The sequence below is a fragment of the Sphingomonas trueperi genome, from assembly GCF_011927635.1.
GTDB classification, from domain to species: domain Bacteria; phylum Pseudomonadota; class Alphaproteobacteria; order Sphingomonadales; family Sphingomonadaceae; genus Sphingomonas; species Sphingomonas trueperi.
This window is the reverse complement of the sequence record NZ_JAATJB010000017.1, coordinates 38,647-62,130: the sequence shown is the minus strand read 5'-3', so window position 1 is coordinate 62,130 and position 23,484 is coordinate 38,647. Positions and strand designations below refer to the sequence as shown.

23 protein-coding genes are annotated in these 23,484 nt (G+C 67.4%); 6 read left to right on the top strand and 17 right to left on the bottom strand.

Annotation, left to right across the window (positions count from 1 at the left end; translation table 11 throughout):
* Positions 1–95, bottom strand: a 95-nt coding sequence (locus GGR89_RS19525; protein WP_167713054.1) for a hypothetical protein, incomplete at its 3' end; no start/stop codon positions are given.
* Between the two features lie 581 nt (positions 96–676).
* On the opposite strand from GGR89_RS19525, the gene GGR89_RS22445 reads away from it, so the two are divergent.
* The 3 genes from GGR89_RS22445 to GGR89_RS19505 all read left to right on the top strand — a co-directional run bounded on the left by GGR89_RS22445 (position 677) and on the right by GGR89_RS19505 (position 4,842).
* A complete protein-coding gene (locus GGR89_RS22445) occupies positions 677–1,924 on the top strand; it encodes a putative bifunctional diguanylate cyclase/phosphodiesterase (RefSeq protein ID WP_241213550.1) in 1,248 nt (415 codons plus the stop codon).
* Between the two features lie 50 nt (positions 1,925–1,974).
* Positions 1,975–4,386 (top strand): ATP-binding protein, encoded by a 2,412-nt coding sequence (locus tag GGR89_RS22835; protein ID WP_125977210.1) that lies wholly within the window; start codon positions 1,975–1,977, stop codon positions 4,384–4,386.
* A 69-nt stretch (positions 4,387–4,455) separates the two neighbouring features.
* Complete coding sequence (locus GGR89_RS19505) at positions 4,456–4,842, top strand: response regulator (protein ID WP_125977211.1); 387 nt, start codon at positions 4,456–4,458, stop codon at positions 4,840–4,842.
* 3 nt (positions 4,843–4,845) lie between these two features.
* Here the strand turns inward: GGR89_RS19505 and GGR89_RS19500 are convergent, their stop codons facing one another.
* From GGR89_RS19500 to GGR89_RS19490, 3 genes are all read right to left on the bottom strand, one after another.
* Positions 4,846–6,132 carry an MFS transporter gene (locus GGR89_RS19500; protein WP_125977212.1) on the bottom strand — a complete coding sequence of 429 codons (1,287 nt, stop codon included), beginning with the start codon at positions 6,130–6,132 and terminating at the stop codon, positions 4,846–4,848.
* 192 nt (positions 6,133–6,324) lie between these two features.
* A complete protein-coding gene (locus GGR89_RS19495; RefSeq protein WP_241213551.1) occupies positions 6,325–7,605 on the bottom strand; it encodes an ATP-binding protein in 1,281 nt (426 codons plus the stop codon).
* Entirely contained in the window at positions 7,602–8,339 is a 738-nt protein-coding gene (locus tag GGR89_RS19490; protein WP_125977213.1) for a response regulator, read from the bottom strand. The genes GGR89_RS19495 and GGR89_RS19490 overlap by 4 nt, the downstream gene beginning before the upstream one ends.
* A 222-nt stretch (positions 8,340–8,561) precedes the next feature.
* Between GGR89_RS19490 and rpsU the strand changes: the two genes are divergently transcribed.
* Entirely contained in the window at positions 8,562–8,768 is a 207-nt protein-coding gene (rpsU, locus tag GGR89_RS19485) for a 30S ribosomal protein S21 (protein WP_010545388.1), read from the top strand.
* An 87-nt stretch (positions 8,769–8,855) separates the two neighbouring features.
* Complete coding sequence (locus GGR89_RS19480) at positions 8,856–9,437, top strand: FKBP-type peptidyl-prolyl cis-trans isomerase (protein WP_125977214.1); 582 nt, start codon at positions 8,856–8,858, stop codon at positions 9,435–9,437.
* A 158-nt stretch (positions 9,438–9,595) separates the two neighbouring features.
* On the opposite strand, the gene GGR89_RS19475 is transcribed toward GGR89_RS19480, so the two are convergent.
* From GGR89_RS19475 to wecB, 3 genes are all read right to left on the bottom strand, one after another.
* Positions 9,596–10,354: a metallophosphoesterase family protein gene (locus GGR89_RS19475; protein WP_125977215.1), complete on the bottom strand. Its 759-nt coding sequence runs from the start codon at positions 10,352–10,354 to the stop codon at positions 9,596–9,598.
* A complete protein-coding gene (gene wecC / locus GGR89_RS19470) occupies positions 10,351–11,649 on the bottom strand; it encodes a UDP-N-acetyl-D-mannosamine dehydrogenase (RefSeq protein ID WP_125977216.1) in 1,299 nt (432 codons plus the stop codon). Before wecC ends, GGR89_RS19475 begins: the two co-directional genes overlap by 4 nt.
* Before the next feature lie 67 nt (positions 11,650–11,716).
* Complete coding sequence (wecB, locus tag GGR89_RS19465) at positions 11,717–12,856, bottom strand: non-hydrolyzing UDP-N-acetylglucosamine 2-epimerase (RefSeq protein WP_125977217.1); 1,140 nt, start codon at positions 12,854–12,856, stop codon at positions 11,717–11,719.
* A 113-nt stretch (positions 12,857–12,969) separates the two neighbouring features.
* Between wecB and galU the strand changes: the two genes are divergently transcribed.
* Entirely contained in the window at positions 12,970–13,839 is an 870-nt protein-coding gene (gene galU, locus GGR89_RS19460; protein ID WP_125977218.1) for a UTP--glucose-1-phosphate uridylyltransferase GalU, read from the top strand.
* A gap of 39 nt (positions 13,840–13,878) precedes the next feature.
* Here galU and GGR89_RS19455 read toward each other — a convergent pair whose 3' ends face one another.
* From GGR89_RS19455 to ubiE, 10 genes are all read right to left on the bottom strand, one after another.
* Positions 13,879–15,225, bottom strand: a complete 1,347-nt coding sequence (locus tag GGR89_RS19455) for a nucleotide sugar dehydrogenase (protein WP_125977219.1) — start codon at positions 15,223–15,225, stop codon at positions 13,879–13,881.
* Between the two features lie 46 nt (positions 15,226–15,271).
* Entirely contained in the window at positions 15,272–16,291 is a 1,020-nt protein-coding gene (locus GGR89_RS19450; RefSeq protein WP_125977220.1) for an NAD-dependent epimerase/dehydratase family protein, read from the bottom strand.
* Positions 16,292–16,337: 46 nt separating this feature from the next.
* Entirely contained in the window at positions 16,338–17,102 is a 765-nt protein-coding gene (locus GGR89_RS19445) for a HesA/MoeB/ThiF family protein (RefSeq protein ID WP_125977221.1), read from the bottom strand.
* A complete protein-coding gene (locus tag GGR89_RS19440) occupies positions 17,099–17,479 on the bottom strand; it encodes a hypothetical protein (RefSeq protein WP_125977222.1) in 381 nt (126 codons plus the stop codon). The genes GGR89_RS19445 and GGR89_RS19440 overlap by 4 nt, the downstream gene beginning before the upstream one ends.
* Complete coding sequence (gene dut / locus GGR89_RS19435; RefSeq protein ID WP_125977223.1) at positions 17,476–17,922, bottom strand: dUTP diphosphatase; 447 nt, start codon at positions 17,920–17,922, stop codon at positions 17,476–17,478. Before dut ends, GGR89_RS19440 begins: the two co-directional genes overlap by 4 nt.
* Before the next feature lie 2 nt (positions 17,923–17,924).
* Entirely contained in the window at positions 17,925–18,656 is a 732-nt protein-coding gene (locus tag GGR89_RS19430; RefSeq protein ID WP_241218043.1) for an alpha/beta hydrolase, read from the bottom strand.
* Between the two features lie 223 nt (positions 18,657–18,879).
* Entirely contained in the window at positions 18,880–20,052 is a 1,173-nt protein-coding gene (gene coaBC / locus GGR89_RS19425) for a bifunctional phosphopantothenoylcysteine decarboxylase/phosphopantothenate--cysteine ligase CoaBC (RefSeq protein ID WP_125977224.1), read from the bottom strand.
* Positions 20,049–21,167 carry a hypothetical protein gene (locus GGR89_RS19420; protein WP_125977225.1) on the bottom strand — a complete coding sequence of 373 codons (1,119 nt, stop codon included), beginning with the start codon at positions 21,165–21,167 and terminating at the stop codon, positions 20,049–20,051. Before GGR89_RS19420 ends, coaBC begins: the two co-directional genes overlap by 4 nt.
* Positions 21,164–22,696 (bottom strand): 2-polyprenylphenol 6-hydroxylase, encoded by a 1,533-nt coding sequence (ubiB, locus tag GGR89_RS19415; protein ID WP_125977226.1) that lies wholly within the window; start codon positions 22,694–22,696, stop codon positions 21,164–21,166. The genes GGR89_RS19420 and ubiB overlap by 4 nt, the downstream gene beginning before the upstream one ends.
* 40 nt (positions 22,697–22,736) lie before the next feature.
* Entirely contained in the window at positions 22,737–23,468 is a 732-nt protein-coding gene (gene ubiE, locus GGR89_RS19410) for a bifunctional demethylmenaquinone methyltransferase/2-methoxy-6-polyprenyl-1,4-benzoquinol methylase UbiE (protein ID WP_125977227.1), read from the bottom strand.
* Between the last annotated feature and the right edge of the window lie 16 nt (positions 23,469–23,484).

The following is a 23,484-nucleotide window of genomic DNA, read 5'->3' as shown; positions in this document are numbered from 1 at the left end:
TCCTTGTCCACGCAGATGACTTCGTGGCCGAAGTCCGAGAAGCAGGCTCCAGATACCAGGCCCACATAGCCCGTGCCGATCATCGCAATGCGCACGATTTTCCCCTGTGCCGAAAGTGCTGTTTCCAGCGGTCCGGCAAAGCTCTTAACCGAACCTGCCGCGACCGCAACCCACTGCAGTGCAGCAATTGCGTCAGGCCGTTGGCCGCAAAAGAAAAAGGCCTGCGGGGGCAGGCCTTTTTCCTGGTTAATGTCAGCTGGCTACCTCGCGGCGCCGGCTTCCATATGGTTGAATTCAGAGCGGGCGGATGTCCGTGCCAGTGACGCCATCACGGAAGAAGAGGGTGAAGAACTTCATTTTTTTGGCTCCCATTTCTGCGCTGTTCCGCGCAAGTCATTTCGTTAATGAAAAATTTACTTTTCCGCAATCGGGGATTCTGCGGAGGGCGAGATTTGCGCATATGCGCAAATTCTCGTTTACCTTTTCTTTAAACGTGTTTCGTAATCCTCCTCGTCCGACGATTCCGGGCGGGTCCGCAGGGATCAGACAGGGGGCGGCAGGCGGCATGCAGTCGTAAAAAATGCCGGTTTTTGGCTGGTTTGCGCATCAGCCAGTAGTTTTTCGCGAATCTGTCCTTTATCGGTGTGTGGCCGAGCAGGCGGCGGGAGGGCATTCGGTGAGCCATGGCTTGAACGTGTCGGCATTGTGCCGCGTGACCAATTTCGAGACAGCGCGCCGCATTCTCGGCAAAAATGGTCTGCACTTTGCCGCCGAGACGCTGGCGGCCCGAATCGTCGCCCTCGCCCCGAGCGTCCAGCTGATCGGCGTCGGCCGAGACCTGATCGAATTCCACGTCGCTGCCGCGGATCGCGAAGAGGCTACGATGCGCCTGCGGTCGCTGCGCCACGACCTCGATGCGCATCAGCGCGATGCCCTGCCGGAAGTCCGGCTGGATTTCGCGATCGGTGCGGCATGTGCCGGGGTCGAGGAGGGCGACACGCTTCGGTTGCTCGAGGTCGCCGAAATCGCGCTGGAGCGCGCGGGGGATGCTGGCGGTTTCGAGCTGATCGATCTCTCGCTGGCCGACCACGCGGTCGATCGCCTGACGCTCATCGCCGATTTGCCGCGCGCGATCGCGGCGGGCGAGCTGTTCCTCCACTACCAGCCCAAGATCAATGTTCGCCAGCAACAGGTTTCGAGCGCCGAGGCGCTGATCCGCTGGCAGCACCCCGATCGTGGCCTGATCATGCCCGGCGATTTCATCGCGGCTGCGGAAGACTCTGGGCTGATCGGCCCGCTCACGCTGTGGACGCTGCGCCAGGTCATCGCCGACCAGCGCCGGCTTGCCGCGCTGGGGCACGATATCCCGCTGTTCCTCAACATCTCGGGCATGCTGCTCGCCAATGCGGGGTTCATCGACGAGGTCTGCGAGATCATCACCGCCAACCCGGCGGCGAAGCTCGGCTTCGAAATCACCGAAACGGCGGTGATCCGTGATCCGGAGAGCGCCATCCGCCACCTGCAGCGCTTCGCCGATCACGGCGTGGTGCTGGCGATCGACGATTATGGCGCGGGTCTCTCCTCGCTTGCCTATCTCAAGCAGCTCCCCGCCAAGGAGCTGAAGATCGACAAGATGTTCATCACCCAGCTCACCTCGAGCCATCGCGACCCGCTGATCGTGCGGTCGACGATCGATCTCGCGCACGCGCTGGAGATGGAAGTCACCGCCGAGGGCGTAGAGACGCCGGCGGCGCTTGCGCTGCTCAGCGTCATGGGCTGCGACCTTGTGCAGGGCTATCTGATCTCGCGCCCCGTGCCCTTCCCGGCGCTCTGTTCCTATCTCGGCGAGCAGGACCAGCTGGCCGAGACCATGGCGAGCCGCCCGGTGTTTCTCCGGTCCGGAAGTTCGTGGACGCGCGCGTGAGCTGTCGCGCTCTGCGCCACTCGCCTATCCTTTTTGCTGGATTGCTGCTCGTGGCCTCGCTCGGAGGCGCCGCGCACGCGCAGCAATTACCCAAGAATGTCGCGGCGCTGGTCGAGCAGGCCCGCAACCGCATCGTCGACCAGTCCGAAGATCCGAACCCGTTGATCCAGCAGATCGATGCGATGGCCGGCCGCAGTGCGGATCCTGCAGAACAGGCGCTGGTGCGGGGAACCGCACTGTGGCTGCGTGCCGAGGTGCAACTCCGCAGCGACCAGATCGGCCCAGCCAAGCGATCGCTGGACAGTGCCGCGCGCATCGTCTCGACGATCAAGGCTCCGGTCGCGCTGAAGGGCGATCTGCAGATCGCGCTGGGCAATCTGTTCCTGATGCAGGACAAGTCCGCCGATGCGCTCGTCGCCTTCCAGCGCGCTTATCGCGTGTTCGAGGACGTGCGGGAGCCGAGACGGCAGGCGATTGCGCTGCAGAGCATCGGCTCGCTATATGCAACGGCGTCCGATCACAACCGGGCGGAGCGCTATTATCGGCAGGCCGCCCTTGCTTACAGCGGCGACCCACTGCTTTCGCTTACGCTGCACAACCGCCGCGGCAACGTGCTGCTGCTGCTGGAGCGGTATCAGGAGGCGGACGCGGAATATGGCGCGGCGATCGCGCTGGCCCGCAAGCTCGGCAAGCCCATGCTCGAGGCGCGCATTCTCGACAACCTGGCGCGCAGCCAGGTCGAAGCGCGCGATCTGCAAGCCGCCAAGGCGACGCTCGCGCGTGCCTTCACGCTCGCGACCGGAAGCGATGCTGCCGGCTTACGGCGCCTGCTAAGCGCAACGGCGGCGAAATTGGCCTTTGACGAGGGGGATACGTCGAGAGCGGCGGCGCTGATCGGCCAGACCTTCGCCGGTCTCGATCTCGCCACCACCACTCAGGACTTCCGGATCCCGCACTTCTTCGCCTATCTCATCTACCGCAAGCTCGGCGAGGATCGGCTGGCGCTGCGGCACCTCGAAGCGCTCAAGCGCCTGAGCGACGAGGCGGCCAAGGTGGCGACCACCAACAGCGCCGCGCTGATGGCGGCCCGGTTCGATTACGCGAACCAGGAACTCACCATCCAGCGGCTCAAGACCGAGCAATTGCAGAAGGCCGCGCATTTCCAGCGCGTGCTGTTCCTCTCGCTCGGGCTCGCCACCCTAGTCGTCATCCTGCTGCTCAGCGTCGGGCTGTTTACCATCCGGCGTAGCCGCAACCAGGTGCGTGCGGCGAACCGCGTGCTCGCCTCCACCAATGCCGCGCTCGAAAAGGCGCTGCGTGCCAAAACCGAGTTCCTGGCGACCACCAGCCATGAGATTCGCACCCCGCTGAACGGCATCCTCGGCATGACCCAGGTGATGCTCGCGGACGACGCCATCGCTGGCGACGTGCGCGAGCGGCTGGAAGTGGTGCAGGGCGCCGGGCTGACGATGCGGGCGCTGGTCGACGACATCCTCGACGTCGCCAAGATCGAAAGCGGCAACCTCAGCGTCGACCCGGTGCCGATGGACTTCCGCACGCTCGCCGAGGAAGTCGCGCGGCTGTGGACCGATCCGGCGCAGGCCAAGGGGCTGGCGTTCGACGTTCAGTTGGACGGCGCGCCCGGCTGGATCGTCAGCGACCCCAGCCGGCTGCGACAGTTGCTGTTCAACCTGCTGTCGAACGCGCTCAAATTTACCGCGGCCGGTGCCATCGGGCTCACGGCAGAGGTTGCGCAGGGCGAAGGCGATGTCGGCGAACGCTTGCGGATCTCCGTTTCCGATACGGGAATCGGCATCCCGGCCGACAAGCTGGGTGAAATCTTCGAGAGCTTTCGCCAGGCGGATTCCAGCACCACGCGCCAATATGGCGGAACGGGCCTCGGCCTCACCATCTGTCGCAACCTCGCCGAAGCGCTGGGCGGCGCGATCTTGGTGGCGAGCACGCCGGGCGAAGGCTCGACCTTCACGCTCGACCTGCCGCTCTTGCGCGCCGAGCCACCGGCGACGCTTCCCGGCGCGGGCGAAGCGGGCACCGGCGTGCTGATTCTCGAGAGCAATCCGATCACCCGGGCGATGCTGCGGACCCTGTTCGAAGCCGAAGTCGACCGCGTGCGATTCGCCAGGGATCGCGATGAGGCCCTGCAGCTACTCGAATTGGAGCAGTTCGACGCGCTGGTCATTGACGAAGCGGCACTCGCCACCCCAACGCAAGATCTGGTGGAGCGGATCGCTATCCTATGCAGGATACAGTCCAATCTATGCGCGACCTTGCTTTGGAGCGGCAAGAACGCCGAACAACGTTCGCAATTTCTGGACGCCGGCCTAACACAGGTGATAGAAAAGCCGGTCGCTGGAACGGAATTGGTAGCAGCGGCACTGCCCGCGTCCGCGCGGAAAAAGAACAGACTGGGGAAAGACCCGCTTGTCTCGCAGGCGGCTTAGGGCGATAATACACCGAGACATGCACAACGTGGCCAGAACGCCGGTTTCTGCCCAGAAGGGCCAGTGTCGATGAACATCCTGTTCATCGAGGACGATCCGATGAATCGGCGCGTCGTGAAGGACATGCTCGATGTGGCCGGGGCGACGATGGCCGAGGCCGCCTGGGCCGAGGAAGGCCTCGCCCGGATCGACGACGAGACCTTCGACATTATCCTGGTGGATCTGCGCATGCCCGGCACCGACGGGTTCGAGACGATTCGCCAGATCCGCGCGCGTCCCGATGCCAAGGCCGACCTGCCGATCATCGTCGTCACCGCCGACACCGCGCTCGACCTGCGCGAGCGCTGCCTGGCGACCGGCGCCGACGACGTGCTGTTCAAGCCGGTGGCGATGGACGCGCTGTTCGATGCGATCGGCCGGGTGCTCGCCAAGCGGGGCGGGGCGATCCTCGCCTGATCCTCAGTCCTCCGCGATACGGCTGTTGCGGGCAGTGTCGCGCATCGTCGCATAGGTTATCAGCGAAATGCCGATCATCGCGGTGACGTACCAATAGAAGCCGCGCTCCCAGCCTTCCTGTTTGAACCACAGCGCAACCGACGGCGCCGTGCCGCCGAAGATGGCGTTAGCCATCGCATAGGGCAGCGCGACGCCGAGGGTGCGGATATGCGCGGGGAACAGCTCGGCCTTCACCACCGCGTTGATCGCGGTGTAGCCGGTGACGATCAGCAGCGCGGCGGTCATCAGCCAGAAGGCCGAGACGCCGTCGCGCACGCCTTCCATCGCGACGAAGATCGGGTAGGTGAAGCACACCCCCAGCACCCCGAACCCGATCATCAGCGGCTTGCGGCCGATCCGGTCGGACAGCGCGCCCGCCAGCGGCTGGACCAGCATGAACACGAACAGCGCCGCCGCATTCACCTGCGTGGCCGCGGCATCGGAGAAACCGGCGGTCTTCTTAAGGAAGGTGATCGGGTAGATGGTGTAGGCGTAGAAGGCGAGGGTGCCGCCGGCGGTGAGCAGCAGCACCAGCATCGCCTCGCGCGGGTGCTGACGAAAGAGCGCGAACGCGCCCGAGGCCGCCTTGCGGTCGCGCTTGGCGAAGCTCTCGGTCTCGGCGAGGCGGCGGCGCAGCCAATAGACCAGCAGCGCGAGCACGCCGCCCAGCGCGAAGGGCAGGCGCCAGCCCCATGCGCGCAGGCTCTCCTCGGGCAGCACCGCCTGCAGCGCGAGCAGCGCCACCAGCGCGGTGAGCTGGCCCGAGATCAGCGTGACATATTGGAAGCTGGAAAAGAAGCCGCGGTGCCGCCGCCCGGCCATCTCCGACAGATAGGTCGCGCTCGCGCCATATTCGCCGCCGAGCGACAGGCCCTGCAGCAGCCGCGCGAGCACCAGGGCCGCGGTGGCGGGCCAGCCGATCGCGCTGTAGCTGGGCGTCGCCGCGATCAGCAGCGAACCCGCGCACATCAGCGTCACCGACAGGCTCAGCCCCGCCTTGCGGCCGTGCCGGTCACCATAGACGCCCATCAGCCAGCCGCCGATCGGCCGCATGAAGAAGCCGATCGCGAAGACGATCCAGGCGTTCAGGTCTTGCGCGGTGCCGGGCGCGAAGAAATGCGGGGCGAGATAGCTGGCGAGCGCCGCATAGGCATACCAGTCATACCATTCGACGAGGTTGCCCGCCGATCCGCCGAGGATCGAGCGAAGACGGGTGCCGCGGTCGAGCGGAGCATCGGATATATCGGCCATCGCCCGCCTGTATAGCAAAGCTCCGCCCGCCGGAAAGGCGCGCACAGGGGGCGGCACGCCGCTCGGCGAGCGGAGATGCGATCGCGCGGAAAGCCGTACGCGCGATGCGGAGCCGCCGTTGGGGCTGCGGCTTGCACGAACCCTGGCGCAGGAACGTCGCCGGGCGATGTCGGAGCGTAACGAGGTGTTGCGTCAGGTTGCGAGCGGCAGCCGTACCCGCACCCGGCCGCCCGTGCCGCTGGGCCGGTTGGCCAGCATCACCTCGCCCCCGTGCAGCTCGACGATGGAGCGCACGATGGCGAGGCCCAGGCCCGTGCCCCCCGTCGCGCGGTTGCGCGAGCTTTCGCCGCGGACGAACGGCGCGAAAAGATTCTCGGCGCGCGAAAGATCGAAGCCGGGCCCTTCGTCGTCGACATGGATCTCGCCATGCCCGTTCCGAACGCTCCAGCTGATTCGAGCGGCATGGCCGTAGCGAATCGCATTCTCGATCAGATTGCCGAACAGCCGCCGCAGGGCCTGCGCATCGCCGATCAGCACCATGCGCGGGCCGGGTTCCACCGTTACGTTCGTACCCGCCGCGGCGAGATCGTCGGCAAGGCTGTCGATCAGCGAGCCGAGGTCGAGCCGCACCATCTCGCCGTGCGTGCGGTCGTCGCGGGTGAAGCGCAGCGTCGCGGCGAGCATTGCGCGCATCTCGCCGATATCGGCGACGGCGCGTTCGCGGGCCGCTTCGGGCAGTTGCTCGATCCAGAAGGCGAGGCGGGAGAGCGGCGTGCCCAGGTCGTGTGCCATCGCCGCCAGCATCACGGTGCGATTTTCGGCCTGCTGGAGGATGCGGACCTGCATCGCCTCCATCGCGCGGCCGAGTTCGCGGATCTCGCGCGGTCCGTCGAGCGGAATCGCCTCGGGGGCGCCGAGCCGGGCACGTTTCGCCGCTTCGGCCAGACGCCGGATCGGGCGCGAGATCCGCCGCGCCGCCGCCCAGGCGAGCAGCGACAGGATCACCAGCGTCAGCAGCATCCATTGCAGGATCGCGACTCGCCAACGGCCGAGCGTCGGCGCGCGGCTGACGGAGGCGACCAGCCAGCCCCTATCGGTGCGGCGCCCGATCGTGAAGCTACCATGGATGTCCTGGTCAGGATCGCTGGTCGGCCATTCATAATAGCCGCGCACGCTGCCCGCCGGGGCCGGGATCAGCGCGGCGATCGCCTGATCTCGCTCGGGAAAGGCGCGCTCTTCGGTGCGGCCGAAACGCTCGTTGTCGGCGTAGTAAAGGTGGATCGCCTCGCCATGGATGCGTACGGGCGCGCGGCCGGTGCGCAGCGCATCGGCGACCCGGGCAATCGGGATCGGCCCGAAGCCGGGAGGCGGGCCGTGAAACACCACCGCGAACTGGACCAGCATCACCACCGCCGCCGAGGTGATGGCGAACAGCATCATCGGCACCACGATCGACGCCGGGCGTCCGATCACTTGGTGGTGACCTCGGCGATGAACATATAGCCTTCGTTACGGATGGTGCGGATCAACTCGTCCGCGTCCGAGCGGGCGAGTTTCTTGCGCAGCCGGCTCATCTGCACGTCGATCGCCCGATCGAAATGCTCGGCATGGGCGCCGCGCGAATAATCGAGCAGCGCGTCGCGGGTGAGCACCCGGCGCGGCCGCTCTACCAGGGCGAGCAGCAGGCGGAACTCGCCGTCCGACAGGTTGATCAGCACGCCTTCGGGATCATAGAGTTGCCGCCCCACCGGATCGAGCCGCCACCCGGCGAAGCGCAGATAGCTGCGCTCCAGCGTACCCGTCGCAGTCGGCGCGGTGACGGCCCGGCGCAGTACCGAGCGGATCCGCGCCAGCAGCTCGCGCGGGTTGGCCGGCTTGGCAATATAATCGTCCGCGCCCATCTCGAGGCCGACGATCCGATCGATGTCTTCGCTGAGCACCGAATGGAGAATCACCGCCGGGCCGGCCTGGCGGTCCATCGTGCGCAGAATGGACAGACCATCCTCGCCGGGCATCATCAGGTCGAGCACGACCAGCGCATAGCTGTTGGCGGCGATCGCCGCGCGCATCGTGGTCGCATCCTCGGCCGTGTCGACGACATAGCCATGCTGGGCCAGGAAGGCGGCGGTGAGCTCGCGGATACCGGGATCATCGTCGACGATCAGGAGGCGGGTCTCTAGGTCCAATGCGGGGGCTGACTGCATCATGAAGTGGGTATTGGGACCCGATTCTATCGACCGGGTTGCAGCACTGCAATCTGCTGTAATCCGGGTTGGCGCGCAGCGGGCCCGCTAATCTACGGAAGCTGCTGCGCCGCGCACGCTTTTGCTTGAAGAATCGAATGGGCGCTGATAGGAGGCCCGTTCGACGCCGCACCTATGGTTTCGGCGGCCCATTGCTATTGAGTTTGATCGGAGCTGTACGACTTTATGCAAATCATCGTTCGCGACAACAACGTCGACCAGGCGCTGCGGGCGCTCAAGAAGAAGCTGCAGCGTGAAGGCGTCTATCGCGAGATGAAGCTGCGCCGTCACTACGAGAAGCCGAGCGAGAAGCGTGCGCGCGAGCGTGCCGCCGCCGTGCGTCGCGCCCGCAAGCTGGAGCGCAAGCGCATGGAGCGCGACAGCGCCCGTTGAGGCCTGACCGGCGCGCGTTGAATCAGCGCGCGCCGTCGTTTCTGTTTCCTACATAAACGGGGATGCCTTCCCCGCCGGAGTCCGATCATGTCGGTGACCGCCGTTCCGCTCCAGCCCGTCAAGGGCAGCTACAAGCTCTGGATCTGGTTGGGGGTGCTGGCAGCGGCTGCCATCGCCGCTGCGCTTGCCTGGACCGGCACGCGCACGCCCGCCGCGTCGCATCTCGATGCCGACGCGTTCATGGCGTGGCACAAGAACCAGTCGGGCATCCAGACCACTCCGTCGGGTCTCCAGTATCAGGTGATCGAGGCCGGAAGCGGCGCGAATCCTGCCGAGCAGGACGGTGTCGTCACCGAGATTCGCGGCGTTCTGCGCAGCGGCAAGGAATTCCAGCCGAAGACGCCGATGCGCTTTCAGATCGGCCAGCCGATGATCCCGGGCTTCACCGAAGGCGTGAAGCTGATGAAGAAGGGCGCCCATTACCGCTTCTGGCTCCCGCCGAAGCTGGGCTATGGCGCCGAGGGCGGCCAGCAGAACGAACTGTCCGACCAGGTGCTGATCTTCGACGTCACCATGCAGGAACTGGTGCCTGCCGCGGTCATCCGCCAGATGATGATGCAGCAGCAGGGCGGCATGCCGCAGGGTGCAGGCGAAGCCCCCGCCCAGTAAGCAGCTTCCGATTGCTAAGGTTTGAAAAGCCCGCGAGCGACCCTCGCGGGCTTTTTCGTGTGCACCGAAGGGCTTCGGGAGGGTGAAATCGCATTCCGCCCCGTCCGTCATCCCGGCTTTCGCCGGGATGACGGCTTGGCGCAGACGTCCGGCTCGGATCAGGCGCCGGTGGCGAGGAAGCGGCGGTCTGCGCCGTCGAGGCACAGCGCCGTAAGGCGGCCGGTGGCGCTGGCCCCGGTATCGATCGCGATTCGGTTGGGATGGATGTCGGGTTCGCCGACGACGGTGTGGCCATGGACGACAAGCACGCCGTGATCGGCGGTGCTGCGGAGGAACGGGGTGCGGATCCAGCGCAGGTCCTGCGGGTCCTGCGCGTCCAGCGCGACACCGGGGCGAATGCCAGCATGGACGAAAAGCACATCGCCGACTCGAAGCAAGTCGGGCAGCGCACGGAGCAGCGCGACGTGCGCCTCGGGAATCGCAGCGCGAAGCAGTGCGGGCGCACCTGCCGGGTCGGCGAGCAGCGCGATCGGGTCGAGCTCATAGCTGACCGCGCATTCCTCGCCGCCGAAGTGCAGCCAGCTTTCGAGATCGCGCAGATTGCCGTCGAGCATTGCGACGAGCATGGCTTCGTGATTGCCGCCGAGGATCGTCATGCTCGGGTCTGCGGCTTGTCGTTCGAGCAGCAGATCGAGCACGCCGCGCGAGTCCGGGCCGCGATCGATCAGGTCGCCGAGCAGCACCAGGTGCTCGCAGGGGCGGGGATCGGCCGCCCGCTCCGCGTCGATCCGGGCGAGCAGTTCCTCGAGCAAGTCGCGCCGGCCATGGACGTCGCCGATCGCATAGGCGCGGGTGTCCGCCGGCAGCGCATAGGCCGGCGGCTCGGCGCGGCGGAACAGTGCGGTGAGCCGGTTCACCCGGCGAGGCGCAGGCCGGCTGCGATGCTCTCCGGCGCGGGCTGGTCCGGCCAGATGCCGCGCGTGTCGTAGACCAGCTTGCCCGCGCGCTCGTCGAGCGGCACCGACTTGAACAGGTCATGGTCGACCAGCACGATGAAGATCGGGCAGCTTTCGATCGCGCTGTCGATGTCGGTCAGCGTCGCGCCCGCGGCGGCAAGGGCAGGGGGGAGCGCGTGGGCATAGGGTTCGACGATGCGGACGCGGGGGCCGTGTCGCTCGGCGATCGCCTGCGCGACCTTGAGCGCGGGGCTCTCGCGGAAATCGTCGATATTCGCCTTGAAGGCGAGGCCCAGGCAGGCGATCGGCGCGCCCGGCAGCTGGGCGATCAGGGCTTCTGCGCGCGCGATCGTGTGCGCGACCTTGCCGTCGTTCACTTCGCGAGCGGTGCGGATCAGCGGGCTCTGCGCGGGGTTAGAGTGGACAAGGAACCAGGGATCCACCGCGATGCAGTGACCGCCCACGCCGGGGCCTGGCGAGAGGATATTGACGCGCGGGTGGCGATTGGCGAGGCGGATCACCTCCCACACGTCGACGTCCATGCCCTCGGCCAGGATCGAAAGCTCGTTGGCGAAGGCGATGTTGACGTCGCGGAACGCATTTTCGGTCAGCTTGGTCATCTCCGCCGCGCGTGCGGTGGTGGTGACGCACGCACCGCGCACGAAGCGGCGGTAGAAGTGCAACGCCTTGCGCGCGCAGCGGGGCGTGATGCCGCCGATCACTCGGTCATTCTCGATCAGTTCGACGAGGATGCGGCCGGGCAGCACCCGCTCGGGGCAATAGGCGATGGCGATGTCCGCGCTGCCGCTGCAGTGCCCGGGCACCTTGAGGTCGGGACGCAGTTGGGCGAGCAACTCGGCGACCTTCTCGGTGGTGCCGACCGGCGAGGTGGATTCGAGGATGACGACGCCGCCGGCCTTGAGCACCGTGGCGATGGTGGTCGCCGCCTGCAGGACATAGCCGATGTCGGGCGCGTGGTTAGCGCCGAACGGCGTCGGCACGGCGATGACGAAGACGTCCGAAGGCTCGATCGCGAGTGCCGCCCGGAGATTGCCGCGTGCGACCACGCCCGAGACAAGGCCGTCGAGATCGATCTCCTCGATATGCACCCGGCCCGAGTTCACCGTCTCGACCACGTGCGCGTCGACATCGATGCCGAGCACCTGGGCGCCGGTCCGCGCGATCACCGCCGCGGTGGGGAGCCCGATATAGCCGAGGCCGAGCACTGCGACCTTCGGCTCATTGGTGACAAGCATCGCAAACTCCGCGCGAAATCAGGAGCGGCGACCTTGGCAGAGAGGCGTTAAAATATCGGAAGACGGCTCAGCCGACACGAAAGCCGGCGCGGATGATGTCGGCAATCCGCGCGGCGGCATGGCCGTCGCCGAATGGATTGTGCGCGCGTGCCATGGCGGCATGGGCCTGGGGATCGTCGAGCAGGCGGCAGACTTCCTTGACGATGCGATCGGCATCGGTGCCCACAAGCCTTGCGGTGCCGGCTGTGATGCCTTCGGGGCGCTCGGTGGTCTCGCGCATCACCAGCACCGGCTTGCCGAGCGCGGGCGCCTCCTCCTGCACCCCGCCCGAATCGCTGAGCACGAGATCGGCCATGCCCAGCGCGCGGATGAAATTGGGGTAATCGAGCGGGTCGATCCGCGCGATGTTGGGCTGTTCGCCGAGCGCTGCATCCATCACCGCAACGACGTTCGGGTTGGGATGCACCGGGAAAAGGATCGCGACATCCGATCGTGCTGCAATGCGGCGAAGAGCGTCGGCGATCGCGGCCATGCCCTCGCCGAAATTCTCGCGGCGATGGGTGGTGACCAGCACGATCCGCTTGCCCGCAAAGCGCGTGGCGACCGGGTCGAGCCCGGCAGCGAGTCCGGGCTCGGCCGCGATTCGTGCCCGCGTCGCGAGCAGCGCGTCGATCACCGTGTTGCCGGTGACGTGGATGGTGGCGGCGGGCACATTCTCGTCGCGCAGCGCGTTGGCGGCGGTTTCGGTGGGGGCGAAATGCTGGTCGGCGATCGGCGCGACGATCCGGCGGTTCACCTCCTCCGGCCAGGGCTGGTAGATGTCGCCCGAGCGCAGCCCCGCCTCGACATGGCTGACGGGGATCTTGCGGTAATAGGCCGCCAGCGCGCCCACCATCGCGGTGGCGGTGTCGCCCTGCACGATCACCCGATCGGGCCGCATCGAATCGAGCGCGCCGCCGATGCCGGTCAGCAGCCGCACCGTCAGCGCATCGAGCGACTGGCCGGGGGTCATCAGGTCGAGGTCGATATCCGGGGTGATCCCGGCGATCGCCAGTACCTGATCCAAAAGGCCGCGATGCTGTGCCGTCACGCAGGTAACGACCTCGAAGTCCGGCGACGCCTGCAACGCGCGAATTACCGGAAACAGCTTGATGGCTTCGGGGCGTGTGCCGAAGACGACGAACAGCTTTTTGCGAACCTGTGCCATTTCCACCAACTAGCGTAGATGCCTCACCGAACCATTACGTATCCCGCGCGTTTGCCACCCGCGCGGTATAAGGTTATGCCGCACTGCACCCAAAATTAACCACGAGGGGGGTTATGACGATCAAGCCGCTGCGTAAGGCCGTGTTCCCGGTTGCGGGTCTCGGCACCCGGTTCCTGCCCGCCACCAAGGCGATGCCGAAGGAGATGCTGCCGGTCGTCGACCGTCCGCTGATCCAGTACGCCGTCGACGAGGCCGTGGAAGCCGGTATCGAGCAGATGATCTTCGTCACCGGCCGCGGCAAGTCCGCGCTCGAGGACCATTTCGACATCGCCTATGAGCTGGAAGCGACGATGGCCGCGCGCGGCAAGTCGCTCGAGGTGCTGGAAGGCACCCGTCTGAAGCCGGGCAACATCGCCTATGTCCGCCAGCAGGAGCCGATGGGCCTCGGCCATGCCGTGTGGTGCGCCCGCGACATCGTCGGCGACGAGCCCTTCGCGGTGCTGCTGCCCGATGACTTCATGTTTGGCCAGCCCGGCTGCCTGAAGCAGATGGTCGATGCCTATAACAAGGTCGGCGGCAATCTTATCTGCGCCGAGGAAGTGCCGGACGACCAGACCCACCGCTACGGCATCATCACGCCGGGCAGCCGGGACGGCGTGCTGACCGAGGTCAAGGGCCTGGTCGAGAAGCCGGCACCGGGCACCGCACCGTCGAACCTGTCGGTGATCGGTCGCTATATCCTGCAGCCCGAAGTGATGCGCATCCTGGAGAATCAGGGCAAGGGCGCCGGCGGCGAGATCCAGCTGACCGATGCGATGCAGAGGATGATCGGCGACCAGCCCTTCCACGGCGTGACCTTCCAGGGCACGCGCTATGATTGCGGCGACAAGGCCGGTTTCATCCAGGCCAACCTCGCCGTGGCACTGTCGCGTCCGGACCTCGAGCCGGCGGTGCGTGCCTTCGCGCAGAAGGCGCTGGGCTGAGCCCACCGGGCGGTGCGCCGGGCAGTCCGGCGCACCGCCTCAGGCGCGTGCGATGTTCTCGCCTGTGACGCCCGCCTTGCCGCAGGCGTTGCGGGTGTCGATTACCAGCTTCGCCGAGGCGGCCAGCGCCGCATAATCGAGCGCGTCGTGATCGGTGGCGATCAGCACCGCGTCATAGTCGGCGATCGCGGTTTCGTCCCATGCCACGCCATAGCGGTAGTTGAGCGTCGGGTGCTCGCGGGTGCCGTTGATCTGGGCGACGTGCGGATCGTGGAAATCGGCCGTCGCGCCGCGGGCTTCAATCAACTCCATCAGCCGGAGCGACGGGCTCTCGCGGATGTCGTCGACATTCTTCTTGTAGGCCACCCCCAGCACCAGCACGCGCGCGCCCCGCAGGCCCCGGCCAAAGCGGGCATCGAGCGTATCCGCCAGCACGCGGATCACGTGCTGCGGCATGCCGGCGTTGATCTGGCCGGCGAGCTCGATGAAGCGGGTATGCTGGTTGTACTCGCGGGCCTTCCAGGTGAGATAGAAGGGGTCGATCGGAATGCAGTGTCCCCCCAGGCCCGGGCCGGGGTAGAAGGGCATGAAGCCGAACGGCTTGGACTTGGCCGCGTCGATCACTTCCCACACGTCGATGTCCATCGCGGTGAAGATCAGCTTGAGCTCGTTGACCAGCGCGATGTTGACCGCGCGGAACACATTCTCGGTGATCTTCACCGCTTCCGCCGTCGCCGCCGAGGAGACCTGAATCGCCTGCGGCACGATGTGGCGGTAGAGCGCCATTGCCAGCCCCGCCGAGGCAGGATCGTCGGCGCCGACGACTTTTGGGATCTTGGTGGTCGAGAAGGTCGGGTTGCCGGGATCCTCGCGCTCGGGCGAATAGGCGAGGAAGAAGTCCTTGCCGGCGAGCAGTCCGTCCTCCTCGAGGATCGGCTGCATCACCTCGCGGGTGGTGCCGGGATAGGTCGTCGATTCGAGGATCACCAGCTGGCCCTTGCGCAGTGTATGGGCGATCGCGCGGGTGGTGTGCTCGACATATTTCAGGTCAGGCTCGAGATGCCGGGTGAGCGGCGTCGGTACGCAGATCAGCAGCACGTCGACTTCGCCCAGCCGATCGAGATCGGCGGTAGCGGCGAGGCGTTGCTCGGCCACGAGGGGGGCAATGCGGCCGCCGGGGATGTGCTTGATATAGCTGTCGCCGCGATTGAGCGCGACGACCTTCTCGGGATCGAGGTCGAAGCCGAGCACCGAACAGCCCGCCTCGCCGAACGCCACCGCCAGCGGCAGGCCGACATAGCCCATGCCGATCACGCCGATTGTCGCCGCGCGCGTCTCGATCCGGGTCTGCAGCTTGAGTCCGTGCGCCGGCCACTCGAAGGTCATCTTGTCCGCTCCAATCGGGAGCGGCCCTTGTGCACCGGCGGCGGTTTCAGCTTCGATAATGCTCCAGATACCAGCGCACGAAGGCTGCCACGCCCTCTTCCGGCGTCGTCGAGGGAGCGTAGCCGGTTAGGCGGCGGAGCAGGTCCGACGAAGCCTCGGTGGCGGGCACGTCGCCAGCCTGCATCGGCAGGAAGTTCTTGATCGCGGTGCGGCCCAGCGCCTTCTCCGCCGCGCCGATATAGTCCATCAGCGGGGTCGGGCGGCCCGCGCCAATATTGACGATGCGGAACGGCGCGGCAGGGGAGAGGCTGTCGCCCTCCACCGGCACGCCGCCGGGGACGGCATCGATCAGGCGGACAATGGATTCCGCGAGATCGTCGATGAAGGTGAAGTCCCGCACCATTGCGCCGTTGTTGTACACGTCGATCGGCTCGCCGGCGAGAATGGCGCGGGTGAACTTGAACAGCGCCATGTCCGGCCTTCCCCAGGGACCATAGACCGTGAAGAAGCGGAAGAAGGTCATCGGCGTGCGGAACAGGTGCGCATAGCTGTGCCCCATCAGCTCGGTCGCGCCCTTGGTGGCGGCGTAGAGGCTCATCGGCGTGGCGGTGCGCTGGGTCTCGTCGAAGGGCATGTCGGTATTGGCGCCGTAGACCGAACTGGTCGAGGCGGCGAGGAAGTGGCGGACCGGATGGTGGCGCGCGAGTTCCAGCAGGTTGAACGTGCCGACCAGGTTTGCGCCTATATAGCTGGCGGGCTGCTCGATGCTGAAGCGCACCCCGGCCTGGGCCGCGAGGTGAATCACGACATCGGGCTGAAACTCGGTCCAGGCGGCGGCGAGCGCAGGCTGGTCCTCGATGGAGATTCGCGCCACCCGGAAATTCAGGTGGTTGGAGAGCATGTCGTTGCGCGCTTCCTTGAGCGCGACGTCATAGTAATCCGAGAAATTGTCGACGCCGAGCACGGTCGCGCCCGCCTGGAGCAGGCGGCTGGCGGTGTGGAAGCCGATGAACCCGGCCGATCCGGTGACGAGCACGCGCGGCGGCTTGGCGGTCGGGTCGGTCATCTTGGCTCCTGTTGCTCGGTGAACGTCTCGCAGTAGAGCGTGGACGTTACCGGAGCGTTCCCGTGCCGCAAGCCGGGCAACCGGGGTCCTTGGGCAGCTGGAGGGTGCGGAAGCGCAGGGCGAGCGCGTCGACCAGCAGCAGCTTGCCGGCGATATCGTCGCCGAACGGCGTGATCGCGCGGATCACCTCCAGCGCGGCGAGGCTGCCGAGGATGCCGGTCAGTGCCCCCAGTACGCCCTGCTCGGAGCAGCTGACACCCTCGCGCTCGGGATCATGGCCGACGAAGCAGCGATAGCAGGGCTTGTCCGCCTCCCAGCCGCGGAACGTGCCGAGCTGGCCCTCGAACTCGGCCACGGCGGAGGAAACGAGCGGCACACGGGCGGCAAGCGCGGCATCGGCGACGGCGAGGCGCGTGGCGAAATTGTCGGTGCCGTCGAGAATGACGTCGTGTGCCGCGACCAGCCCCGGCGCGTCGTCGGCGGACAGGCGGCGCGCCTCGACGCGCACGGCGACATTCGGATTGATCGCAGCGACGCGCGCGGCAGCAGCCTCGGCCTTGCCGGAGCCGATGTCGTCGGTGCCGAACAGCACCTGACGCTGGAGATTGGAGCGATCGATCACGTCATCGTCGACGATCGTCAGCGTGCCGACGCCGGCTGCGGCGAGATACTGGATCGCCGGGGCACCGATGCCGCCTGCGCCGACCACCAGCACTCGCGCCGCCTTGAGCTTCGCCTGACCCGCACCACCCACTTCGCGCAGGATGATGTGGCGGGCGTAGCGTTCCAGCTCCTCGTCGGAGAGCGTCATTTCGGCCAGGTGAAGGTGACCGTCGTGCGGTACCATTGGTCGGCGCTGGCCTGGCGCGGCAACAGGTTGCCGCGCGCGGCACCGGCGACCATCGCGGCGGCGTATTGCTCCACCGTCGGGCACTGGATCGCGCGCGGTACGGTCGTGCGGATATTGTCCTGCGCGTCGACCAGCACGGCGACGTCGACGCTCAGCGTCAGCCCCGGCCCGATTGCGACCGGGCATTTGCGGGTCGTCACTTCGTTGGCCACGAAGGCGAGCATGTCCGGCGTGATCTGCGGCTCGGCGCGATAGGGCAGCGGCGCGAGCGACGGCCAGTCGATCACTCGCGGCGGGTTCGCCTGGAGCGCGACGGCGAGGGCTAAGGTGGCGATCATCGCCCAGTCGAGCCGAAGCCGCCGGCACCCCGTGCGGTTTCGTCGAGGGTCGCAACTTCGTCGAGATCGGCGCGCTGGACCGGCGCGGGGACCAGCTGGGCGATGCGGTCGCCGCGGGCAATCGGGAAGTCCTCATTGCCAAGGTTGGCGAGGATCACCTTGATTTCGCCGCGATAATCGCTGTCGATCGTCCCCGGCGTGTTGAGGCAGGTGATGCCGTGCTTGAGCGCCATGCCCGAGCGCGGGCGGACCTGCACCTCAAAGCCGGCCGGGATCGCCATCGCGAAGCCGGTCGCGACGGCGTGGCGCGCACCGGGCGCAAGCGTCAGGTCCTCGGCGGCGACCACGTCCATGCCCGCAGCACCTTCGGTAGCGTAGCGGGGGAGAGGGAGGTTCTCGCCATGGGGCAGGCGCTGGATCGCGATACGGATCGGCGGCAGCAAGGTCAGCCTTTCGTGGGAAGCGCGGTCGCCAGCCGGATGGTTGCCGCCAGCACTTCGGGATCGTTGAGCAGATCATGTCCCCGTCCGGGGACGATGCGGAGATCGGTAGCGATGCCGCGAAGCGCAAGGGCCTCGGCATAAGCGCGCGACAGCGCTGGGGGCGTGACCTTGTCGTCGAGGCCGACCAGCACCGCGGCGCGCATGCCCGGCATCACTCCGCCCGCGGTCTTGAGCGGATCGAGGCTGGCAACCGGCGTCGACCAGGCCGCGCCGTGGCGCTGCTTCTGCATACCCTTGCGCCACTCGGGCAGCGCGCAGGGACAGCCGACCAGCACCATCGCGTCGACCAGATCGGGGCGGATGCCGGCGATGTCGGCGGCGATCGCCGCACCGCCCGAATCGCCGACCAGGATCAGCCGCGCGGAAGCGAAGCGGCGGCGGAGGATGCCGAGCGACTCCGCGATCGCGTCGATCCGCTCCTGCGTATAGTCGTCGCCGAAGCCTAGCCCGGCCTGGCCCGGCGAACGGTTGCCCGCGGCGTCGCCATAGCCCGGCCGCAGCAGCGCGACGGCGGCACTGTTGGGGATGCTCTGGGTGGCGGCCTCGGCGAACCGATAATGATCGCTGCGGGTTTCCGGGGTGCCGTCACCGTGCAGGACGACGATCAGCGTGCGCACCGTGTCCGGCGCGGTGGCGCCGAAGTTCCGCGCGTGGAGGTTGAGCGCGGGCTCCACCTTGGCGGCGGTGTGCGTCGTCGCGATGGGCGCGGTGCAGCCGGCGAGCAGCGCGAAACCGGCGAGAGCCGGCAGGACGAATCTGGCAGCCTGCGTTCCCCTTCCGCTTGCGGGAGAGGTTAGGGGGGGGGCTGAAGCCTCTCCGCATTTCTGCCACGTTGGTACCTCCCCCGAGCCCTCCCGCAAGCGGAAGGGGCGCGCAGGCTTGCGGTGCTGGGGCATTTCACAGCGCATCGGCGATCCGTTCGGCGAGGCGGCGGGCGACGTCGACCTTGGACGCGCGCTCCCAGCTTTCGACGCCCTGGGCGGTGACGAGATGGACGGCATTGGCTTCACCCCCCATCACATCGCCCGAAACATCGTTGGCGACAATCCAGTCCGCGTTCTTGCGCGTGCGTTTCGCGACGGCATGTTCGATCACTCGCTCGGTTTCCGCCGCGAAGCCCACCACGAGCCGCGGCCGGCGCAACCCTTGCGCCACCCCGGCGAGAATATCAGGATTCTGGGCGAGATGCAGCAGCGGCGCGGCGTCGCCTTTCTTGAGCTTCTGGGCAGCAGGTTCAACCCGCCAATCGGCTACGGCGGCAACCATGATGGCGGCATCGGCGGGCAGGGCAGCATCGACCGTTGCTGCCATCTCGCGCGCGGTCTCCACGTCGATCCGGGTGACGCCCGCAGGCGTAGGCAGCGTCACCGGCCCCGCCACCAACGTCACGCGCGCACCCAGTGCTGCCAGCGCGCCGGCAATGGCGAAGCCCTGCTTCCCCGAGGAGCGATTGGCGATGTAGCGCACCGGGTCGATCGGCTCGTGGGTCGGGCCTGCGGCGACGAGGACATGCTTGCCGACAAGTCGCTGCTCGACCGGCGAAAGCGCCTGCTGGATGGCGGCTAGGATCGCCTCGGGTTCGGGCAGGCGGCCGGGGCCATATTCGCCGCAGGCCATCGGACCCTCGTCGGGTTCCAGCACGGTCACGCCGTCGGCACGGAGCTGGGCGACGTTGCGGCGGGTGGCGGCGTGGCTCCACATCCGCACGTTCATCGCAGGTGCTGCGAGCACCGGCTTGTCGGTGGCGAGCAGCAGGGTGGTGGCAAGGTCGCTGGCGATGCCGCCGGCCATGCGTGCGAGCAGATCGGCGGTGGCGGGTGCTACTACGACGAGATCGGCCTGGCGGCTGAGCTGGATATGGCCCATCTCCGCCTCGTCCTTCAGGTCCCACAAGGTGGTGTAGACTTGGTTCTCGGACAGCGCGGCGAGCGTCATCGGGGTTACGAAATGCTGGCCGCCCTCGGTCAGCACGCAGGTGACGCCGATCCCCGCCTTGCGGCACAGGCGGACCAGTTCGCACGCCTTATAGGCGGCGATGCCTCCGCCGACGATGAGCAGGATGCGCTTCATGGGCCTATCGTTGTAACTGTGATCCGCCGCTTGTCGAGCGCACGGTGCCACAGGTCGGCCAGTGCATCGGGGACGAACACCAGCCCGAGCAGCGCGGCGGGAGCTATCATCAGTGCCCAGTAGAAATTGTCGAGCCGTGCGAAGATCGCAATCACCACGCCGTACGCGATCAGCAGCGCGAACATGCGCAGGCCGAGCGGTTCGTCCCAGCTCGCCCAGCCGAGCAGCGCCAGCACGATCAGCACCGCGCCGACCATCACCGGCAGGGCCTGAAGCGCGGTCGAGGTGACCAGCGCCCGAAGGAAGAAGCCGGGCCCGTTGAACGCGGACCAGCCCGGGGATGCGGCATCGAGTGGCCCGGTCACCCCCGTCACGGCATGCGCGTGCAGCGCCAGCACCCCGGCGAAGAGCAGCAGCGCCACGCCCCAGCCCAGCGCCTCACGCCGCCGGCCCTCGCCCCAGGCGAAGGCCAGCATGACGATCGCATAGAGTGCCGCCGTCTCGCGGATCAGCATCGCGGCGAGGCCGAGCGCGATCGCCTCCAGCGCGCGGCCGGGGCGGCGCAGCGCGAGCGACAGCGCGACGAGCAGGCCAGCCCAGACCTCATGGAACAGCACCAGGCCCGGCTGGAAGAAGGCCAGCATCGAGACCGCGAGGAGCATCATCATCACCGCGCGCGGGAACAGCCCGTTCAGCGCGACGCCGACGCGCGAGGCCCAGGCAAAGGCGGTCAGCGCGGCGAGCGCGAGCAGCAGGGCGATGCTCGCCCAGCCGGGGAGCAGCGCCTGTAGCGCCGCCAGCGCGGGCAGCCGCATGGTGAAGAACGGCCGCAGCGGATAGCTGCCGGCGCGCATCGCGTCGCTCGCCGCGACATAATAGGTGTCGCCGCCCTTCATCGCCGCGACGACCCGTTCGTACAGCCCGATATCGGTCATCCGATCGGCGGTGGCGGCAGCGGAGTCGCCGTCGCCGGTGAGCGAGGGCACCGTCAGCGCGGTCAGCGAAGCAAGCACCAGCAACAGCACCGCCAGCCACGCCAGCCGCGCGCGGCCCCGCGACAGGACGGCAAAGCGGCTCGGCTGGAGGGTCCAGAGGCGGCGCGTGCGCCCGCTCATTGCAGCAGCAGCGTTCCGGCCACCCCGGCCAGCGCGGCGACGATGCTGACCAGCGCATAGCGCCAGCCGCCGCCGACGCGCACGACCTGGATCTCGCGCAAGGGCGGCTCGGGCGGGGCACCGCCGGGAGCGGGGAAGCGCATCTCGATGTTGCGCACCAGCTCCGGCAGGCGGGCGAGGGTGCGCAGGTCCTCGATCAGCCGATCGGCGACCTTGGCCTCGGGCCCCAGCTCGGTGCGGATCCATTCGCGCACGAACGGTGCCGAGACTTCCCACAGGTTGATGTCCGGATCGAGCCCGCGCGCGACGCCTTCCACCATCACCATGGTCTTCTGGAGCAGCAGCAGATGCGGCTGCGTCATCATGTCGAAGTCGCGGGTGATCGAGAACAGGCCGTCGAGCATGCCGCCGATCGACATCTCCTTCACCGGCAGGCCGCGCATCGGCTCGCCCACCGCGCGCAGGGCGGTGGCGAACTCGGCGACATTGTGGTGGGCGGGAACATAGCCCGCCTCGAAATGGATTTCGGCGACGCGCTTATAGTCGCCGGTGATCAGGCCGTAGAGGATCTCGGCAAGCCATACCCGCGCGCGTCGGTCGATCCGGCCCATGATGCCGAAGTCGATCGCCGCGATGCGGCCATCGGGCAGGGCGAAGAGATTGCCCTGGTGCATGTCCGCGTGGAAGAAGCCCTCGGCGATCGCCTGGCGGAGGAATGCCTTGATCAGCTTGCCGGCGAGGCCCGGCATGTCGTGCCCGGCGCGGACCAGCGCCTCGCGATCGCTCAGCTTGATGCCGTCGATCCACTCGAGCGTCAGCACCTTGCCGGTGGTGCGCTGCCAGTCGATCTGGGGGACCATGAAGTCCGGCTCGGCGGTCATGCCTTCGGCGAGTTCGGAGGCCGAGGCGGCCTCGCGGCGGAAGTCGAGCTCGCGCGCGGTCCAGCGCTTGAAGCTTTCGATCACCAGGCGCGGGCGCAGGCGGCGCGCCTCGCCGCCATAGGCTTCGAGCTGGGCGGCGGCCCATTCATAGGTATCGATCGCGCGGGCGAAGTCGCTCTCGATGCCCGGGCGCAGCACCTTCACCGCGACGCGGCGGCCGTCGGTGGTCACCGCACGGTGGACCTGGGCGATCGAGGCTGCGCCGATCGGTTTTTCCTCCACTTCCGCGAACATCGCGGAGAGCGGGCGGCCATAGCTGGTCTCGATCCGCTCGCGGATGATGTCGAAGGGGACGGGGGGCAGCGCGTCCTGCAGGCGAAGCAGGTCGTGCGCGGCTTCCTCGCCGACGAGATCGGGGCGCGTCGCGAGCGTCTGGCCGAGCTTGATCGCGGCGGGGCCGATCGCCTGGAAGGCATCGGCATAGGCCGGGACGGCAGGCACGCGCGCGCCGAGCCGGGCGAGACGCGCGAGGCGGCGCACCGGACGGGGCGTGTTGGCGTCGCGCTCGATGCCGCGCAGCGCGCCGTGACGCGCGAGGATGCGGCCCCATTTGAGCAGGCGCCAGAGGTGGACGGCGGGGGCGGTCATGCCCAGATCCTCCCGAAGGAGGATCGAACAGGGGCTTGCATCAAATCTTCCAGCCGCTGTGGATCGCGACGAGACCGCCGAGCAGCGGCTCGACCTTGGTCTGCTGGAAGCCGGCCTCGGCGATCATCCGCTCGAAGCTCGGCATGTCGGGGAAGCGGCGGATCGATTCGATCAAGTAGCGATAGCTGTCCTCGTCCTGCGCGAGCAGCTTGCCGAGCTTGGGGACCAGCTTGTGCGAATAGGCGTCGTAGATCTCGGCGAAGCCCGGCCACTGGGTGGTCGAGAATTCCAGCACGAAAAAGCGGCCGCCGCGCTTCAGCACGCGGTGCGCCTCGCGGAGCGCCTTGGGGATGTCGGTCACGTTCCGGATGCCGAACGCGATCGTATAGGCATCGAAGAAGCGATCGGGGAATTGCAGCGTCTCGGCATTGGCCTCGGTCCATACCAGTCCGTCGATCCCCCGCTGGGCGGCGCGCTCGACGCCGACGGCGAGCATTTCCGGGTTGATGTCGGCCACGGTGATCGCGGCCCCCGTCTCTGCCATGCGGAAGGCGATGTCGCCGGTGCCGCCGGCCATGTCGAGGATGTGCTCGCCCGCGCGCGGCTTGACCCGGCGAACGAAGCGGTCCTTCCACAGCCGGTGCATGCCGCCCGACATGGCGTCGTTCATCAGGTCGTATTTGCTGGCGACATTCGAGAACACCTCGCCGACGCGGCGGGTCTTGTCCTCAGGGGCGACGTCTTCGTAACCGAAGGAGACGGTATCGGGCATGGGGGTGCCTTAGCCG

Bases quoted from the DNA above. Each gene is read 5' to 3' on its own strand.
- GGR89_RS19500 (WP_125977212.1), bottom strand. From the start codon at position 6,132: ATGGCCGATATATCCGATGCTCCGCTCGACCGCGGCACCCGTCTTCGC.
- GGR89_RS19480 (WP_125977214.1), top strand. From the start codon at position 8,856: ATGTCGGTGACCGCCGTTCCGCTCCAGCCCGTCAAGGGCAGCTACAAG.
- GGR89_RS19490 (WP_125977213.1), bottom strand. From the start codon at position 8,339: ATGATGCAGTCAGCCCCCGCATTGGACCTAGAGACCCGCCTCCTGATC.
- GGR89_RS19455 (WP_125977219.1), bottom strand. From the start codon at position 15,225: ATGACCTTCGAGTGGCCGGCGCACGGACTCAAGCTGCAGACCCGGATC.
- GGR89_RS19450 (WP_125977220.1), bottom strand. From the start codon at position 16,291: ATGACCGACCCGACCGCCAAGCCGCCGCGCGTGCTCGTCACCGGATCG.
- rpsU (WP_010545388.1), top strand. From the start codon at position 8,562: ATGCAAATCATCGTTCGCGACAACAACGTCGACCAGGCGCTGCGGGCG.
- wecB (WP_125977217.1), bottom strand. From the start codon at position 12,856: ATGGCACAGGTTCGCAAAAAGCTGTTCGTCGTCTTCGGCACACGCCCC.
- GGR89_RS19440 (WP_125977222.1), bottom strand. From the start codon at position 17,479: ATGATCGCCACCTTAGCCCTCGCCGTCGCGCTCCAGGCGAACCCGCCG.
- ubiE (WP_125977227.1), bottom strand. From the start codon at position 23,468: ATGCCCGATACCGTCTCCTTCGGTTACGAAGACGTCGCCCCTGAGGAC.
- galU (WP_125977218.1), top strand. From the start codon at position 12,970: ATGACGATCAAGCCGCTGCGTAAGGCCGTGTTCCCGGTTGCGGGTCTC.
- GGR89_RS19420 (WP_125977225.1), bottom strand. From the start codon at position 21,167: ATGAGCGGGCGCACGCGCCGCCTCTGGACCCTCCAGCCGAGCCGCTTT.
- GGR89_RS19505 (WP_125977211.1), top strand. From the start codon at position 4,456: ATGAACATCCTGTTCATCGAGGACGATCCGATGAATCGGCGCGTCGTG.
- ubiB (WP_125977226.1), bottom strand. From the start codon at position 22,696: ATGACCGCCCCCGCCGTCCACCTCTGGCGCCTGCTCAAATGGGGCCGC.
- wecC (WP_125977216.1), bottom strand. From the start codon at position 11,649: ATGCTTGTCACCAATGAGCCGAAGGTCGCAGTGCTCGGCCTCGGCTAT.
- GGR89_RS19445 (WP_125977221.1), bottom strand. From the start codon at position 17,102: ATGACGCTCTCCGACGAGGAGCTGGAACGCTACGCCCGCCACATCATC.
- coaBC (WP_125977224.1), bottom strand. From the start codon at position 20,052: ATGAAGCGCATCCTGCTCATCGTCGGCGGAGGCATCGCCGCCTATAAG.